This is a genomic window from Sandaracinus amylolyticus (genome assembly GCF_021631985.1).
Taxonomy (GTDB): Bacteria; Myxococcota_A; Polyangia; order Polyangiales; family Sandaracinaceae; genus Sandaracinus; species Sandaracinus amylolyticus_A.
The window spans coordinates 7,695,175-7,710,224 of record NZ_CP070225.1; the positions used below are offsets into that span (position 1 = coordinate 7,695,175).

At 71.3% G+C, this 15,050-nt stretch carries 16 protein-coding genes; 7 read left to right on the forward strand and 9 right to left on the reverse strand.

From position 1 onward, the window contains the following. The first annotated feature begins 52 nt into the window (after positions 1–52). The gene (locus I5071_RS32505) at positions 53–484 is read left to right on the forward strand and encodes a hypothetical protein (protein WP_236517156.1); all 432 of its coding nucleotides are present in this window, start codon (positions 53–55) and stop codon (positions 482–484) included. 144 nt (positions 485–628) lie between these two features. On the opposite strand, the gene I5071_RS32510 is transcribed toward I5071_RS32505, so the two are convergent. The 4 genes from I5071_RS32510 to I5071_RS32525 all read right to left on the reverse strand — a co-directional run bounded on the left by I5071_RS32510 (position 629) and on the right by I5071_RS32525 (position 3,697). Further along, on the reverse strand, positions 629–1,120 hold the full coding sequence (locus I5071_RS32510) for an FKBP-type peptidyl-prolyl cis-trans isomerase (RefSeq protein WP_236517157.1): 492 nt from the start codon (positions 1,118–1,120) through the stop codon (positions 629–631). A 62-nt stretch (positions 1,121–1,182) separates the two neighbouring features. After that, complete coding sequence (locus I5071_RS32515) at positions 1,183–2,373, reverse strand: lactonase family protein (RefSeq protein ID WP_236517158.1); 1,191 nt, start codon at positions 2,371–2,373, stop codon at positions 1,183–1,185. A gap of 5 nt (positions 2,374–2,378) precedes the next feature. After that, complete coding sequence (locus I5071_RS32520) at positions 2,379–3,176, reverse strand: CAP domain-containing protein (protein ID WP_236517159.1); 798 nt, start codon at positions 3,174–3,176, stop codon at positions 2,379–2,381. Positions 3,177–3,328: 152 nt separating this feature from the next. Continuing rightward, positions 3,329–3,697 (reverse strand): response regulator, encoded by a 369-nt coding sequence (locus I5071_RS32525; RefSeq protein WP_236517160.1) that lies wholly within the window; start codon positions 3,695–3,697, stop codon positions 3,329–3,331. 67 nt (positions 3,698–3,764) lie between these two features. On the opposite strand from I5071_RS32525, the gene I5071_RS32530 reads away from it, so the two are divergent. Together I5071_RS32530 and I5071_RS32535 are read left to right on the forward strand one after the other, a co-directional pair. Then, positions 3,765–5,183, forward strand: a complete 1,419-nt coding sequence (locus I5071_RS32530; protein ID WP_236517161.1) for a hypothetical protein — start codon at positions 3,765–3,767, stop codon at positions 5,181–5,183. 240 nt (positions 5,184–5,423) lie between these two features. Next, positions 5,424–6,392: a hypothetical protein gene (locus I5071_RS32535; RefSeq protein ID WP_236517162.1), complete on the forward strand. Its 969-nt coding sequence runs from the start codon at positions 5,424–5,426 to the stop codon at positions 6,390–6,392. Positions 6,393–6,637: 245 nt separating this feature from the next. Here I5071_RS32535 and I5071_RS32540 read toward each other — a convergent pair whose 3' ends face one another. Beyond that, positions 6,638–7,570: a hypothetical protein gene (locus I5071_RS32540; RefSeq protein WP_236517163.1), complete on the reverse strand. Its 933-nt coding sequence runs from the start codon at positions 7,568–7,570 to the stop codon at positions 6,638–6,640. A 78-nt stretch (positions 7,571–7,648) separates the two neighbouring features. Between I5071_RS32540 and I5071_RS32545 the strand changes: the two genes are divergently transcribed. Genes I5071_RS32545 through I5071_RS32560 form a run of 4 tightly spaced genes read left to right on the forward strand, consistent with a single transcriptional unit; the run spans position 7,649 to position 10,815 of the window. Further along, the gene (locus I5071_RS32545; protein WP_236517164.1) at positions 7,649–8,869 is read left to right on the forward strand and encodes a helix-turn-helix domain-containing protein; all 1,221 of its coding nucleotides are present in this window, start codon (positions 7,649–7,651) and stop codon (positions 8,867–8,869) included. Between the two features lie 25 nt (positions 8,870–8,894). Next, complete coding sequence (locus I5071_RS32550; RefSeq protein WP_236517165.1) at positions 8,895–9,527, forward strand: glutamine cyclotransferase; 633 nt, start codon at positions 8,895–8,897, stop codon at positions 9,525–9,527. A 56-nt stretch (positions 9,528–9,583) separates the two neighbouring features. Next, positions 9,584–10,417 (forward strand): helix-turn-helix transcriptional regulator, encoded by an 834-nt coding sequence (locus I5071_RS32555; protein ID WP_236517166.1) that lies wholly within the window; start codon positions 9,584–9,586, stop codon positions 10,415–10,417. Between the two features lie 35 nt (positions 10,418–10,452). Further along, entirely contained in the window at positions 10,453–10,815 is a 363-nt protein-coding gene (locus I5071_RS32560; RefSeq protein WP_236517167.1) for a VOC family protein, read from the forward strand. Positions 10,816–10,838: 23 nt separating this feature from the next. Here I5071_RS32560 and I5071_RS32565 read toward each other — a convergent pair whose 3' ends face one another. The 4 genes from I5071_RS32565 to I5071_RS32580 form a co-directional block, all read right to left on the reverse strand. After that, entirely contained in the window at positions 10,839–11,234 is a 396-nt protein-coding gene (locus I5071_RS32565; protein WP_236517168.1) for an SRPBCC family protein, read from the reverse strand. Positions 11,235–11,350: 116 nt separating this feature from the next. Beyond that, positions 11,351–12,610: a hypothetical protein gene (locus I5071_RS32570; protein ID WP_236517169.1), complete on the reverse strand. Its 1,260-nt coding sequence runs from the start codon at positions 12,608–12,610 to the stop codon at positions 11,351–11,353. A 77-nt stretch (positions 12,611–12,687) separates the two neighbouring features. Further along, positions 12,688–14,064, reverse strand: coding sequence for an alpha/beta hydrolase family protein (locus tag I5071_RS32575; RefSeq protein WP_236517170.1), 1,377 nt, complete (start codon positions 14,062–14,064; stop codon positions 12,688–12,690). Positions 14,065–14,423: 359 nt separating this feature from the next. Beyond that, the gene (locus I5071_RS32580; RefSeq protein WP_236517171.1) at positions 14,424–15,020 is read right to left on the reverse strand and encodes a hypothetical protein; all 597 of its coding nucleotides are present in this window, start codon (positions 15,018–15,020) and stop codon (positions 14,424–14,426) included. Positions 15,021–15,050: the final 30 nt, after the last annotated feature.

The following is a 15,050-nucleotide window of genomic DNA, read 5'->3' on the forward strand; positions in this document are numbered from 1 at the left end:
CGGCGCACCGCGTGCACTGCGAGCCACGCCCTTTCGGGTGGGAGGTGGACTCGTGAGGATTCGAATCGAGACGGTCTTCGGGGCGATGCTGGTGCTCGCGCCGGTCGTCACGCTTCTCGCGTGCTCGGCCGAGCCTTCGCCGCCGGTATACCGCAGTGCGCTGACGGGAGAGGAGTGCGTGCCCGACCCCGGCACGATGATGCCGCCGGAGCGCGGCTCGGGGCACGGACGTGGCGGTCACAACAGTCCGACCGGCATTCCGGGCGACAACATCGACGATCCGCACAGCGGAAAGGTCGACTGCCTGTACGACGGCAACAGCGGTCAGGGCAACGATCGCGACGGCTGCTTCCCGCGGCCGGGCTGCGACGCCGAGGGCTGCTGCGAAGATCCGGATCCCGATCCGGATCCGGATCCGGATCCCGATCCGACGCCCGATGCAGGCGCGCCGGTCGACGAGATCGATGCGGGCGATCTGATCTGACGTGGAGGGACGCGCCGCGAAGGGAGCCGCGGCGCGTCCTTCTCGTCCTCATGTCGAAATCGGCTCGCCCGCCGGGCCCTACCGTCCGCGCGCCTTTCGCGCGCTCCCTTCCGGGACCGGCGGGACGAGCACTCCGGCAGCGACTCAGTGCTCGTGATGTCCGCCCGGTCCGTGGGCGTGACCGTGCGCCTTCTCTTCCTCGGTCGCGTCGCGCACCTCGCGGATCGTCACGTCGAACACGAGCGTGACGCCGGCGAGCGGATGCTCCGAGGTCACGTAGATCGTGCGGCCCTGCACCTTCGTCACCCAGATCGGCGTCGGGCGACCGTTGGGCCCCTCCGCGACGAACTGCGCGCCCTTCACGACGTTCGCCTCGGCGGGGAAACGCGAGCGCAGGACCTCCTGCGGCTTCACGTTGCGCTTCGGGCCGTAGCCCTTGTCCGGCGGGACACGCGCCTCGACGCGATCACCCACCGACTTGCCTGCGAGCGCCTCCTCGAGCCCGAGCACGATGCCGCGCGCACCGTGCAGGTACACGAGCGGCGCGCCTTCGCTCGAGCGATCGAGCTCCTTGCCGGTCTCGTCGCGAAGGACGTAGTCGATGCTCACCACCTTGCCGTCGTCCACGATGCTCACGGTGCGATTCTCCTCCGAAGAGCGCGGATGGTAGCGAGCGGCTGGCGCCTGTCGATCGATCGTCACTCGGTCGGAATCGCGAAGGCGCCCACGTACCAAGCGTTCGCGTCGGTCGTGATCCCGTCCCGGTGGGTGAGCTCGCCGCTCGTCGCGTCCACCGCGAACACCTGCACGTCGCGCGAGTCCTGGTTCGCGACGATCAGGAGCTGCGCGTCGGGCGTGAGCGTCACGCTGCGCGGCGTGCGACCGCGGGTGCTCTCGTGGCCCTCGAGCGTGAGCCGCCCGTCGCTCTCGATGCGGAAGCGCACCACGTCGTCGTCGCCACGGTTCGATCCGTAGAGGAAGCGCCCGCTCGGGTGCACGAGGATCTCGGCGGTCGTGTTGCCGCCGCTCGCGCCCTCCGCGCGCGTCGAGACGCGCTGCAGCTCGGGGCCGAGCGTCGCGTCGGCGGCGCGCGCGTGCACCGTGATCGTCGAGTCGAGCTCGTGGATGACGTAGGCGAAGCGCTCGTCGGGCGAGAGCGCGAGATGACGCGAGCCCGCGCCCGGTCGCATCGCGCGGCTCGGCGGCGTGAGCGGCGCGAGCCCGCTCGCCGAGACCGCGTACTGCGCGACCAACGCGTCTTCTTTGCTCACAGCATATAGATGCGTGCTGCTGGCATCGAACACGACCTGGTGCGCCTGACCACCGGGGCGCTCGAGATCGAGACGATCACCGATCATCCCTCCGGCCTCGATCGGGAAGATCGGCACCGAGCCGCCGCCGTAGTTCGCGGTCGCGACGAAGCGTCCGTCGGGGCTCACCGCGACGTGCGTCGGCCCGCCGCCCTCGGTGGCCGCGCGATCGATCACCGCCACCGCGCCGGTGCCGGGGGTGACCGCGAGCGCGGCGAGCTCGGCCGCGCCTTCGTGCACCACGTAGAGGAAGCGTCCGTCGGGCGAGGGCGCGAGGAACGACGGGAAGTCGCCGGTGCGGGTGCGGCTGAGCTCGGTGAGCACGCCGCTCGATGCATCGAGCGTGTACACGACGAGATCACCGCTGGTGAGCCCGACGTAGACGAAGATCTCACGCATCGGGCCTCCCGCGTCGGGCATGCCCGAGTCGCTCGGTGACGCACCGTCCTCGCGCACGGCCGCGTCGATCGTCGGATCGCTCGCGTCGATGCCCGGTGTGCTCGCGTCGCCTGGATCGCTCGTGTCGTCGTCTCCGCCGCACGCCGCGCACATGAGCGCGACGAGCAGCGGCCCCAACACGCGTGTCAGTTCGCGAAGTCCTGCGTCCAGTACGGCCTGCCGCCGCACTCCACGTACCCGATCCCGATGCGCCCGAACGCGCCGTTCAGGATGTTCCGTCGATGCCCGTCGCTGTTCATCCATCCCGTGTGCACCGCCTCCGGCGTGGTGTAGCCATGCGCGATGTTCTCGCCGACGGTCCTCCACGAGACGCTCTGTTCGTTGATGCGATCCACGAACGAGCGACCGTCGAGCGAGTCGTGCATGAAGTAGTTCTGATTGCACATGTCCTGCGAGTGCAGGCGTGCGGCGCGTGCGAGCCCTTCGTCGCACGTCAGATCGGAGAGCCCCGCCTCGCGTCGCGCGGCGTTGGTGAGCGCGAGCTCTTCCGCCTCGATCGCGCTCGCGCATCCGGTGGGCGGAGGCGGAGGAGGAGGCAGACATCGATTGCGTCCTTCGACGACGCCGCAGCCATCGCTGCACGCCTGCTCGCGGATTGCGCCGCCCTCGCACCACCGTGCGGTCTCGCCGTCGCAGCGGCCCTCGAGCGTGAGCCCCTCGCAGGGATCGCTCGGGCCCGCGTCGGTCTCGGGCGGAGGCATCGGCGTGCTCGCGTCGATCGCGGGCGGAGGCATCGGCGTGCTCGCGTCGGTCGCGGAAGGAGGCGGCATCGGCGCGCCACCGTCGCTCGGATCGGGTGGCAGCTCGCGCCCTCCATCGTGATGGGACGCCGCCGGTGTGCCTCGCTCGTCGAGCACGCCGACGCAGCCGGTCGCGAGCCACGACACGCAGAGTGTGATCGCGATCGCGGCGCGTGAGGTCACGAGACCCGCCGTCGCACGGCGCGTACCGCTCCCGAAAGCTCAACGATCTCGCGCGAAGCACGGAGCATCGAGCGCGCCTCGCGGCGCTCGGAGCGCTCCGCGCTCCGCGTGACGTGCGTGGAGGTGCCACCGCGGGCGCAGGTGTCTCCGGCTCACGTCGAGCGCCCTTGCACGAGCGCGCGCAGCACCTCGACGTCGATTGGCTTCTCGAGCACGCGCACCCCGGGCAGCGCGAGCGCGCGGCGCACCAGCGGATGCGATCGCGCGTGGCCCGTGAGGAACACGATCTCGCCCGCGAAGTGCTGCTGCCTCAGCCACTCGTACGCGTCGACACCGCTCGGCGCCGCGGGCCCGAGGTTCACGTCGAGGATCGCGATGTCGCACGAGAGCGCGTCGCGCGCGATCGCGCGCAGCTGCTCGAGCGAGGCCGCGGTCGCGCAGCGCTCCGCGCCCACGCTCTCCGCGAACGCACAGAGCAGCTCGCGCAGGTCGTCATCGTCGTCGAGCACGAGGACGCGCACTGCACCCGATGTAGACCCGTGACCCGATTCCGGCACGCCGCGGCACTCGAATGCGCGGAGGTCTCGGATGAGCGTGTCCCGACTCGTGATGATCGTTCCGGCGCTGCTGCTCGCGCTCCAAGCCTGCTCTGCGGTGTCGCCCGACGATCCGAGCGGAGACGGAGGCAGCGCACGACGCGACGGATCGACTCCGATCGACGAGATCGACGGTGGAGGCGGGCCGATCGGCGGCGACGGCGGAGGCGTCGTGCCCGGGAGCGACGGAGGCCCTCCGATCACGAGCGACGGAGGCGCCCCGCCCGCGAGCTGCGAGCCCGCGTGCGGGAGCGGGAGGGTCTGCATCGACGGTTCGTGCGTCGAGCGCGTGAGCGGCGTGCCGGGGATCGACTCGGTGCTGCTCGGCGATCCGACGCGCTTCGACAACGAAGTGCTGATCTCGCAGAACCCCGACCTCAGCTGGCGCCCGTCGCGCATCTACAAGTGGCGCGACTTCGTGCAGGCGGTGACGACGATGCACACGCGCGGCATCGGCGACATGCGGCTCTGGCTCGGCGAGCCCGGCGATCCCGAGACCGCGCGCACTCGCTATGCGCTGGTCAATCTCGCGGCGTTCCTCGCGCAGAGCATGAAGGAGACGATTCGCTACGACGCGTGCGACGAGAACAACTGGGACATGACCAACGGATATGCGATCTCGAACGCATGTGGTCAGTTGGGACAGGACTACGCGGGACCGGGATACGACTGCGAGATGGCCTGTCCGCGCGATCCGTCGATGCGGATGACGGCAGTCACGCACGCGTCGTGGTACGGCGCGCCGGGCCCGCTCTTCTGCGCGCCGAACGCGACGATCGCGTCGGTCAGCGGGCGCAGCGACGGACGCACCGGGCGCTGGAACTACGGGTTCGACTGTTATCCGTACCCCGCGTCGCAGCCGGGCTTCGTCGCGCCGGGCGGTGACGCGTGGACGCGCCCGCAGTGCGAGGTCTACGAGGGTCAGCGCGCCGGGCGGTACGAGTGGGACGGCTCGGGCGGCTCGGTGGAGGGCTGTTGCTGGTGGGGCCGCGGCGTCATCCAGACGACCGGTCGCTGCAACTTCGGGATGCTCAACCACTACCTCGGCGCGGGCCATCTCGACCCCACGCGCTTCCCGCGGCCCGCGGGCGCGCTCTATCCCGACGTGAACTTCTGTCGCGACCCCGAGGCGATCTGCGCGAGCACGGAGCACCCCGAGCTGAAGTGGATCGCGGGCCTGTTCTATTGGATGAGCTCGGTCGAGCCGTACTCGCGAGACGGATGGGTCTACAAGGAGCGGCTGCGCGCGTTCGTCGACGGCGGGATGACCGACGGCGCGTTCATCGACGGCGTCTCGGGCATCGTGAACCGCGGCTGCCACAACCCGCCGTGCGGCACCGGACCGCTCGACGGAGCGGCCGATCGGCGCGCGAACTTCGAGCTCGTGCTGCGCACGATGGGCCTCCGTTGATCGACTGTACAAATCGGCTCGGCCACCGCGAATCCTTCCGTCCGCGTGCTCCGCACGCTCCCGTGCGGGCCCTCGGCGGCCGAGCACTCCACCTGGTCTGATCGCGCCGGGTGCCGCGATGTAGGCCCGATTTCTTCGCGGAATTCGTACTTGCGTATCACGAGAGATGCTCTAAATCGGCGCCCGATGTTTTCTCGTGAACGAGCCCACCGGGCGGGATCTCTTCTTCTCTCGCTCGCCGTGCTGGGGAGCACGGCGAGCGCGAGCGCGCTGACCTACGAGGATCCCGACGACGCCCCTTACGACCTCGGCACCCCGCCGAGCGAGCTGGAGATCGAGTGGCCCGCGCCGCCCGAGATCGAGCGCGAGGTGACCGCGCGCACGATCGCGGAGGCGAACGCGGGAGCCGCGACGGCCGGCACGCGGGTGCACGTCACCGGCGCGCTCGAAGGTGACCTGAAGGTCACCGCGTCGGACGTCGAGATCGAGTTCGCGCCGAACGCGAGCGCGGGCTCGGTGCAGATCGGCAAGGGCCTCGAGCGCATCGCGGTGCGCGGCGGCGACGTCGATCACGTCGAGATGGAGCTGCCCGCGGTCTACGACGGTGAGCTGAAGTACAGCGAAGAGCTGATGACCACCGACGTGCTGCTCGACGCGGTCGAGGCGAACGCCGAGGACACTGCGTTCCTCATGCGCGCGGGCAAGCGCATCGCGATCACCAACAGCCACGGGACCGCCGGGCGATATTCGGTGTGGTTCGGCGACTCCGGTGATTTCGAGAGCGAGGACGTGATCCTCGCGGGCAACGAGTTCAGCTCGGAGGGCCCCGAAGCGACGGTGCGTCTGGTGCACGTGGTGCGCAGCGCGACGGTCGACAATCGGCTCGAGAATGGTGCGAAGCACAACTATCGCACGCACGGGCGCGCCGACCTGAACTGGGCGTCGGGCAACGTGCTGATCAACTCCGGCATCATGCTCGGGACGATGGCGGACGACTCGATCGGCAAGCAGTGGTTCGAGAACAACACGTTCTATCACCGCATGCCGAGCCTCATCGAGATCCACCTCGACGAGTCGCCGAGCGTCACCCTGCGTCGCAATACGATCTACAGCGACGTGTGGACCTGCTTCTTGTGCCGCGAGGCCCCGTCGGGCTGGGTCGATCAGGGGAATCAGATGTTCCCCTATCGCGCGCCGCCCGCGAAGTGACCACCGGAGTGCTCGTCCCGCAGGTCCCGCACGGGAGCACGCGAAGCGCGCGGACGGGAGGGACCGGCGGGCGAGCCGATTGGTGACGGAATGAAAAAGAGCGTCCGATCCGCACAGGATCGGACGCTCTTTGCGCATCGAGCACGCGCAAGCGGGCTGGGGCCCGCGCGCAGCGTTCGGGGAGGGGGCCCCGATCCGGCTTTGCCGGTCGGGGGGAGGGGTCTTCCAAGACCCCTCCCGCAAACTCAGATCAGATCGGTGGGAGCGCAGGTCGAGACACCGGCGCCGACGATGCGATAGCCGATGTCGGTGCGCACCGTCTCGACGTTCGTGCTGCCCGGCGTGACTCGATAGATGCCAGTCGAGTCGTCGAATGCGCCCTGATAGAAGATGTAATAACGGCCACCCCAGAACGCGAACGCCCACGCCGCCGGCGTCGGGATGATCGAGGGGTCGATCGTCGAGACGTCGATCTCGGTGATGGTCGAGGCGGTGGTCTTGTCGAGCTGGCGCACCGCCATCGGGTCGCCGTCGGGGAAGAAGCCCCAGAGCTCTGCAGTGCCGGTGCCGGTGAGCTCGGGCGACCCGTCGACGTTGCCGATGCGCGAGACGGTCCACGAGCCGACGTCGATGCGGCCGAGCACCGAGCGGCCGCTGCCGATGCCCTCCTCGGGGCCGCCCGAGATGAACAGCGTCTCGTTGGTGCTGCCCGACGCGTCGGCGACGAAGCCCATGCCGAAGAGCTCGAAGCCCATCTGATCGGGCGCGAACGTCGTCGCGGTGCACGACGCGTCGGTGGTGCTGACGCGGTAGATGCGGTGATCGTTGTGGAGCACGTACGCCGTCGCGTTGCGATCGACCGCCATCGAGAACGGCGTGCCGGTCGAGGGGCACGCGAGCGTGCCGATCGACGTGAGCGCGCCGCTGTCGGGCTCGTAGCGCAGCAGCGCGTTGTTGCTGTCGACCAGGTAGATCCACCGCGCCTGCGCGACGCACGACGACGAGGTGCTGCCGTCGGGGCGCGGCGGCGGGACCGTGCCGCCGCCGTCGGTGCCACCGCCGCCGTCGGTGAGCGTGCCTGGGACGAAGGGATCGCCGGTGCGCTCGGAGCACGCGAATTGAGCGAGCGCGAGCGCGGTGATCGCGACCAGGAGAGCCGTGCGACGTGCGGTGGGCATGTCGGGGAGCGTAGTCGATCGCAGACCAGGTGGCCCTTGCGAGTGACAAACAATCCCCGCGAGCGGATGCTCGCCGCGATGAGCGAGGTCTCGGACGCGCTGCTCGAGGGTGCACGCGCGCTCGCCCGCGGCGATGCGCTGCGTGCCCTCGGGGTCGCGGGGCGCGACGAGAGCGCGCTCGGGCTCACGCTGCGCGGCATCGCGTATGCGCAGCTCGGCGATCTCGCGCTCGCGCGTGAAGCGCTGGCGCGAGCGACGGAGCGCGCGCCCGATCCCCACACCCTCGCGCGGGCTCGCGCGGCGATGGTCGAGGTCGCGCTCGCCGCCGGCGATCCGAAGCGGGCCGCGGACGAAGCGATCGCGTGCGCGAGCGCGCTCGAGCAGCTCGGCGATCGGCGCAACGCGGCGATGCAGCGGCTCGTGCTCGCGCGCGCCGAGGTGCTGCGCGGTCGACTGAACGAAGCGCGCGGCGTCGTCGAGGACGTGCTCTCGCGAGAGCAGCCCGCGGATCTGCGCGCCGTCGCGTGGCTCGCGCGGGCGGAGATCGCGATGCGCGCGCTCGCAGCGTCGGAGTCGCGCGATGCGCTGGAGCACGCCCGCAGCGCGCTCGAGATCGCGCCGCACGAGCTGCTCTCGCGTGCGCTGGTGTCGCTCGAGCGCGAGCTCTCGGCGCCGGTCGCGCGCGTGGTGCGCGGCGGGGTCGGGTCGGACGCCGACCTCTTCGCGATCGAGGCGCTCTCGGGCGGCGAGGTGCTGCTCGTCGACGCGTGCCGTCGCGTGGTGATCGGCGCGCGATTGATCGTGCGGCTCGGACGACGGCCGGTGCTCTTCGCGCTCCTCGCCGCGCTGGCGCGCGCGTGGCCCGATCCGATCGCGCGCGACGAGCTCGCATCGAGCGCGTTCGAGGTGCGGCGCGTGAACCCGTCGCATCGCGCGCGGCTGCGCGTCGAGATCGGAAGGCTGCGCAAGGCGATGCACGGGCTCGCGGCCGAGCCGATCGCGACGAAGGAGGGTTACGTGCTCTCGTCGCAGCGCGAGGTCGTGGTGCTCTCGCCGCCGGGCGACGACGACGAGGGCGCGCGCATCGCGCTGGTGCTCGGCGACGGCGCGTCGTGGTCGGCGCGCGAGCTCGCGACGCACACGGGGCTCTCGATCCGCACCGTGCAGCGCGCGCTCGCGTCGCTCGTCGAGAGCGGGCGCGCGGTGCGCAGCGGGCGCGGCGCGCGCGTTCGCTACACGCGGCCCGGGACGCCCATCGCGTCGCGGATGTTACTCCTCGGTCTGCTGCCCGCGTCGTAGATCGCTCTCATCAGGAGGTGACGAGATGATGCAGAGCGAAGCAGAGGTGGTGCGCGAGGTGGTGCCGCTCGACGAAGGGCGCCTGCACGGCCTGACGATCGGCGGCGGGCTCGTGTGGTTCGCGCGCGACGGCGAGCTGGTCGGGTTCGATCCCGAGCGCGACGAGGTGGTGCGTCGTCACGCGGTGGCCTCGGCCGACGCGGGCACCGCGTTCGACGGAGAGCACCTGTACCAGCTCGCGAAGGGCACGATCGTCGTGGTCGATCCGCGTGATGGTCGGGTGCTGCGCACCATGCCCGCGCCGGGCAAGGGCGAGGACACCGGCATGGCGTGGGCCGACGGGCACCTGTGGATCGGACAGGGCCGCGGCGCGCGCATCCACAAGGTGGACGCGAAGACCGGCGAGGTGGTGCGCACGCTGACGTCCGATCGCTTCGTGACCGGCGTGTCGGTGATCGACGGAGCGCTGTGGCACGGCGCGGTGAAGGACGGAGAGCCGTGCGAGCTGCGGCGGCTCGGCGAGGACGGCACGGTGGAGGAGACGCTGCGTGTGCCGGTGCCGCGGATCGCCGGCATCGAAGGGACGCGCGACGGGAGCTTCTGGTGCGCGGGCGAGGAGGGACGGCTGCGCCTCGTGCGCCGCAAGAAGACGCGCTGACGATCGCAACTTTCGCCAAGACGCGACGCACCCGCAGGAGCAGCTAGGATCGCGCGATGGCGGCGCGGAAGCTGATCGAGTGCGCGATGCTCTCGGTGATCGACTACCGATGCACCGTCGGGCTCGGCAGCGTGCCGTTCCCCGAGCAGCATCGCGTGCACACGCTCGCGTACGTCCGGAAGGGCACGTTCGGATATCGCACGCGCGGGGTGCGCCACGAGCTGGTCGCGGGATCGGTGCTCGTCGGGCGACCGGGCGACGAGTACGTGTGCAGCCACGAGCACGCGTGCGGGGACGAGTGCCTCTCGTTCCAGCTCTCGCCCGAGCTCGCCGCGTCGATCGGCGATCCCTTCGCGCGCGTCGCGGCGCTGCCGCCCCTGCCCGAGATCGTCGTGCTCGGCGAGCTCGCGCAGGCGGCGGCGTCGGGCGCGAGCGACGTCGGGCTCGACGAGATCGGGCTCGCGCTCGCGCATCGGTTCTTCGCGCTGGCGCTCGGTCGTGCGGCCGAGCCGACCCGGGCAGGCGCGCGCGATCGACGGCGCGCGATCGACGCGGCGCTCTTCCTCGACGCGTGCTCGCACGAGCCGATCGATCTCGAGCGCACGGCGCGCGAGGTCGATCTGAGCCCGTTCCACTTCCTGCGCGTGTTCTCGAGCGTGGTGGGGATCACGCCGCACCAGTACCTCGTGCGCGCGCGCATCCGTCGCGCCGCGCTCGCGCTCTCGGAGAGCGATCGTGCGATCGCGGAGATCGCGTTCGACGTGGGCTTCGGCGATCTCAGCAACTTCGTGCGCACGTTCCGGCGCGCCGCCGGGCTCACGCCGCGCGACTATCGCGACGTCGCGCGCGGGCGCCGCAAGATCTCCCAAGAGGCGCGCACCGCGATCTGACACACGAGCCCTCTCTCGAACGACGGAGGGCTCTCGTGATCGATCACGTCGGACTCAAGGTGAAGGATCTGGATCGCAGCGTGCGCTTCTACGAAGCGGCGCTCGCGCCGCTCGGATACGTGCTCTGCGCACGCGATGCGAGCAGCGCGGGCTTCGGGCCGAAGGACGCGCCCGCGCTCTGGCTCTACGCGAGCGACGAAGCGGTGAAGACGGCGTCGCACCTCGCGCTGCGCGCGAACGATCGCCGCGCAGTCGATCGCTTCCACGCAGGCGGGCTCGAGTCGGGCGCGCGCGATCACGGCGCGCCCGGCGTGCGCGCCGACTACGCGCCGAACTACTACGCGGCGTTCCTGCTCGACCCCGACGGCCACAACGTCGAGGCCGTCTGCACGAGGTGAGCGCACGGCGCCGCGATGAGGCGTCACGCGCTCTCGAGCGTGCGCTTCATCGCGGCGCTGCCCTGATCCATCATCGCGGCGATCGGGGCGGCCATCTCGTTCGGCAGGACGTCGGCGACCCAGATCACGCGGGTGCGGGCCTCGCCCTCGGCGATCACTTCGAACGAGGCGTGGTGGTGCACGATGCGATCGGCGCGCGCCGAGTACGCGAGGCGGCGGTGCGCGTCGTCGACGTCGACGAGAAGCTCGCGCGCCACGAAGCCGTTCGCGAACGTGACCACGCGCGCGCCGTCCTCGAGCCGGCAATCGGTGACGAAGCCCTTGGCGAGCTTCGTGTGCACCGCGCCCACGTCACGGTACGCGCTCCACACGCGGTCGGCGGGCGCGTCGATCGAGATCTCTCGTCGGATGGATGCCATCCGTTCGAGCTATCGCGCGCCCCGGGCCGGCACCAGGAGGATCTTGCTGCGGCCGAACGCCGTTCACGTCGCCGTCGCCGACCACGACCACGTGGTCGTGGACGATGAAGCCCGCCTCAGGGCGCCGCGAACCAGCGCGATGCGTCGGTGGCGGGATCGTGGTGGAACGGACCTTCCACGTTGCCGTCGGCGAAGGTGCGGCGGCAGTTCTCGACGCCGTCGGTGCGGCGCGTGTACGCGCCGTACTGCGCGCAGAACGAGTCGCGCATCAGCGCGCGACACTGCGCGGGCGAGCGCGGCGTGCGCGCGGCGTGGGCGCGAGCCGCCTCCCAGGCGACCTGCTGCAGCGACGCGGCGAGCGCGGGCTCGATGCCCGGATGCGCCGGCGCGCCGACCGGCGAGCGCTCGAGCACCACCGCCGACGTGACGAGCGCGACGAAGTACACGCCCACCGGGGTCATGTGCACGTCGTCGTGGAAGATACGCTGGGTGACCGCGCGCGCGTTCGCGCCGCGCAGGCCCTCGACGCGCCCCGCGACCGCACGCTCGACGAGCAGCGCGAGCGCGGCGTTGGTCGGGATCGAGCGCACGTGCGAAGGGCGTCGCTCGTCGCGCAGCGAGAGCTCGACGCGATCCGCGACGCAATCCCAGATCGGCTGCGCGGCGCGCTCGTACGCGATCCAGTCGCGCGGATCGGAGAGGTCGTGCACCCCGAGCCACGACTCGTAGAAATAGGTCGTCGCCTGGGGGTTCCCCGCGGTCAGTCGATCGTGGAAGTGGCGCAGGTGACGCACCGTGTTCTCCCACATCACCACGTCCACGAGGTCGTGGCGCTCGGTGATGATCAGCGCGTCGTAGCGCCCGTCGATCGTGCGCGGCGCGCGCAGCTCCGCGATGACGTCGAGCCCCTCGCTGCCGCCGCGGTTCTTGCCGGTGCGATAGCCCGCCCAGAGCCCGGGGCGATCGTCCATGCCGCGGGTGCGCAGGCGGATCGGCGAGCCGATGCCGATCTGCTCGTTGTACTGCGCGCTCACGCCGAGGCCGCGCGCGATGTCGACGATGCGATCGGCGAGCGGGTCGTCGGTGAGGCTGTGGCCGCTGACGAAGAACGCGAGGCGATCACGCGAGGGCGGCGGCGTGGTCGTCTGCACCGGCGTGGGCTCGGGCGTCGGCTCGGGCTCGGGAGTCGCGACCGGCTCGGGATCGGGCGCGACCGCGACGGGCTCGTCATCGGGGGCCACCAGCGGCTCGGTGGTGTGCGACGACGTCGTCGTCGACGCGCCGCGCTCGCTCGGCGACTGGCTCGTGCCGCTGCCGCACGCGCCCACGAGCGCACCGATCGCGATCACACACGCCACCCACCGCAGTCGCTTCATCGCCGTCCTCCGCGCGCGCATCGAGCAGCACGCGCCCGACAGCGTAGGCGCGGACGCGCCGGGGGCCAGGCGAGCGATCACGGGGTCGGCAGTCCGTCCTCCAGCGCGGCCCGCAGCGAGGTCGCGTCGTGGGTCGTCCCGTAGACCGCGTTCACCGCGCCTGCGAGGAGCTCTGCGCCCGGGACGAACGCTCCGCGATCGAGGTCGAACGCCTGCACCCGCGGCGCGGCGAGCTCGCGCAACCGCGGTAGCGCCTCGACGGGATCACCGCCCGCGAGCTGCTCGTCGCGCAGCGTGCCGAGGAACGCCTGGAGCCCTGCGCTCGCGCCGATCGTCAACACCAGCGGCGCGCTCTCGCCCGCGAGCTCGGTCGCGAGCCACGTGATCGAGAACGTCGACCAGCTCGCGAACCCGGGCTCACGCGTCAGCGGGCCGTGATCGAGGCCCACGCTCGCGTAATCGATCGTCGCGCCCTGCCGGTGCCACACGAGCGGCTCGATGCGATCACCACACGTGGCCTCGAGCGTCTCGGTCTGCGCGAACGGCACGAGCACGTCCCACTCGTCGTGCGGCGCCAGCGCGCGGCCGCGCAGCCCGGCGCACAGCGCGGCGGCGCGATAGGGCGTGAAGTCGCCCTCGTTCGGCGCGCCCTCGGTCGCGGCGGCGATGCGGCGGCGATAGGGCGAGAAGAACGCGCGCGCCGCGTCGGGCTGCGGGAACACGCTCGGCAGCGTGTCGGTGTACGCCCAGAGATCGGCGAAGTCGCTCGGCGGCGCGAGCGCGACCACCGCGATCGGCGCCGCGCCCTCGGGCGCGCGCGACGCGCCGTAGAGCGCCATCATCCCACCCCACGATCCGCCGAACGCGCCGATGCGCGCGACGTCGAAGTCACCGTCGCCGGCGCGCGCGAGCGCGAAGTGGTAGGGCGCGGCCGAGTCGAGCACGTCGTCCTCGAGCGAGCCGCCCGCGTAGAAGCGCGCGTACGCGTGCACGACCGCGAAGCCGTTCGCGAGCCACGCGATCGATCCGTCGACCGCCTGCTGGACGGTCTGCTCCTGGTACGCGGTGACGTCGTCGCCGTCGTAGCCGGGCGCGTCGACATCGGGATGCAGACCCTCGCCGAGCGCGGCCCAGCGCGCGTCGACGTCCTCACCGGTCCAGCGGATCCCGGCGTAGGGCTCGGTCATCACGACGAGCGGCGCACCGGGCATCGCAGCGGGCACGTAGAGCAGGTAGCTCGCTGCGCCGTCGGGCCGCGTCGCGCGCACGAGCTCGACCTCGCGCGTCACCTCGGCCGCGGTGATGGTGCGCGTCTCGATCGTCTCGAACGACCACGCACGCGCGATCGGCGCATCGGGCATCGGCGTCGCGGCGTCGATCGGATCGCTCGGCGCGCCGTCGTCACACGCCGAGAGAGCGAGCAGCAGACCGAGGAGAGCCGAGGCGCGCGCCATCGCGCGAGCATACCCGGACACGGCGTTCTCCTCGGTGTTTCCCCGGCGCGCGACGACGATGCGGGGTGCACGGTGACCGGACTTGCCGAGCTCCGGCGCGGCGCGGAGTCGAGGCGCGAGATCACGCCTCGCGCACCGCGCGATGCGGCTGGCGCGCGGGTCTACGATCTCAGCGGCCACGTCGCGGAGTGGACCGAACGTCGCGCCGACGGCGTGAACCCGCTGCGCGGTGACTCGAGCACGAGCCCAGCGGCGGCACCACGTGCCAGTTCGACTTCGTGGTCGCGGGCGACGCGTACGCGACTCCAGGCGTCGGGTTCCGGTGCTGCCGCGCCAGCGCGCCGTGAGCGCTCACGTGCTCACGCGTCCGAGTCGTCGAGCAGCTCCCAATCGCCCGTCCAGAGCAGCAGATCTTCCGAGAGGACGGGGCCGGAGCGCTGCTCGATCTCATCGGCGACGATCGCCGCGAGCGCCTCGACCGTGTCCGTGCTCTCGACCGAGCACGCGAGGACGTGATCGCGATCGATGAGCGCCACGACGACGTCCGCCTCGAGCTCGTCGCGGAGGTGATCCCAGAATTCGTCGACCACGAGCGTGCTCGCCTCCAGGTGATGGCCGACGCGCACCTCGAAGAGCGGTCCCGCCTGCACGCAGTACACGCCGCCGCCGAGCATGCGGAGGAGGTTCTCCGTCGCGACGTCGCGCAGCTCCGGCTTCGCGATGCGGAGCCGCTCGAGATCGCGCAGCGCGACGCCTTGGTAGCGGCCAGGAAGGTCGAACCCGTAGCCGATGACGAGCTCGCCCACGAGCGGCTCGAAGATCACCACGTCGCGCTCGTGCTCCAGCACGCCCACCAGCTCGTCGACGACGCGCGCGTTGCAGATGCGTGGGACGATCACGTCGCGCGGCGGCTCGGCGATCGATGACGCGCTCTTCCCGCGGAGCCAGGACCACATGCGCCGCCGATGCTGCACGCGCGGCGCACG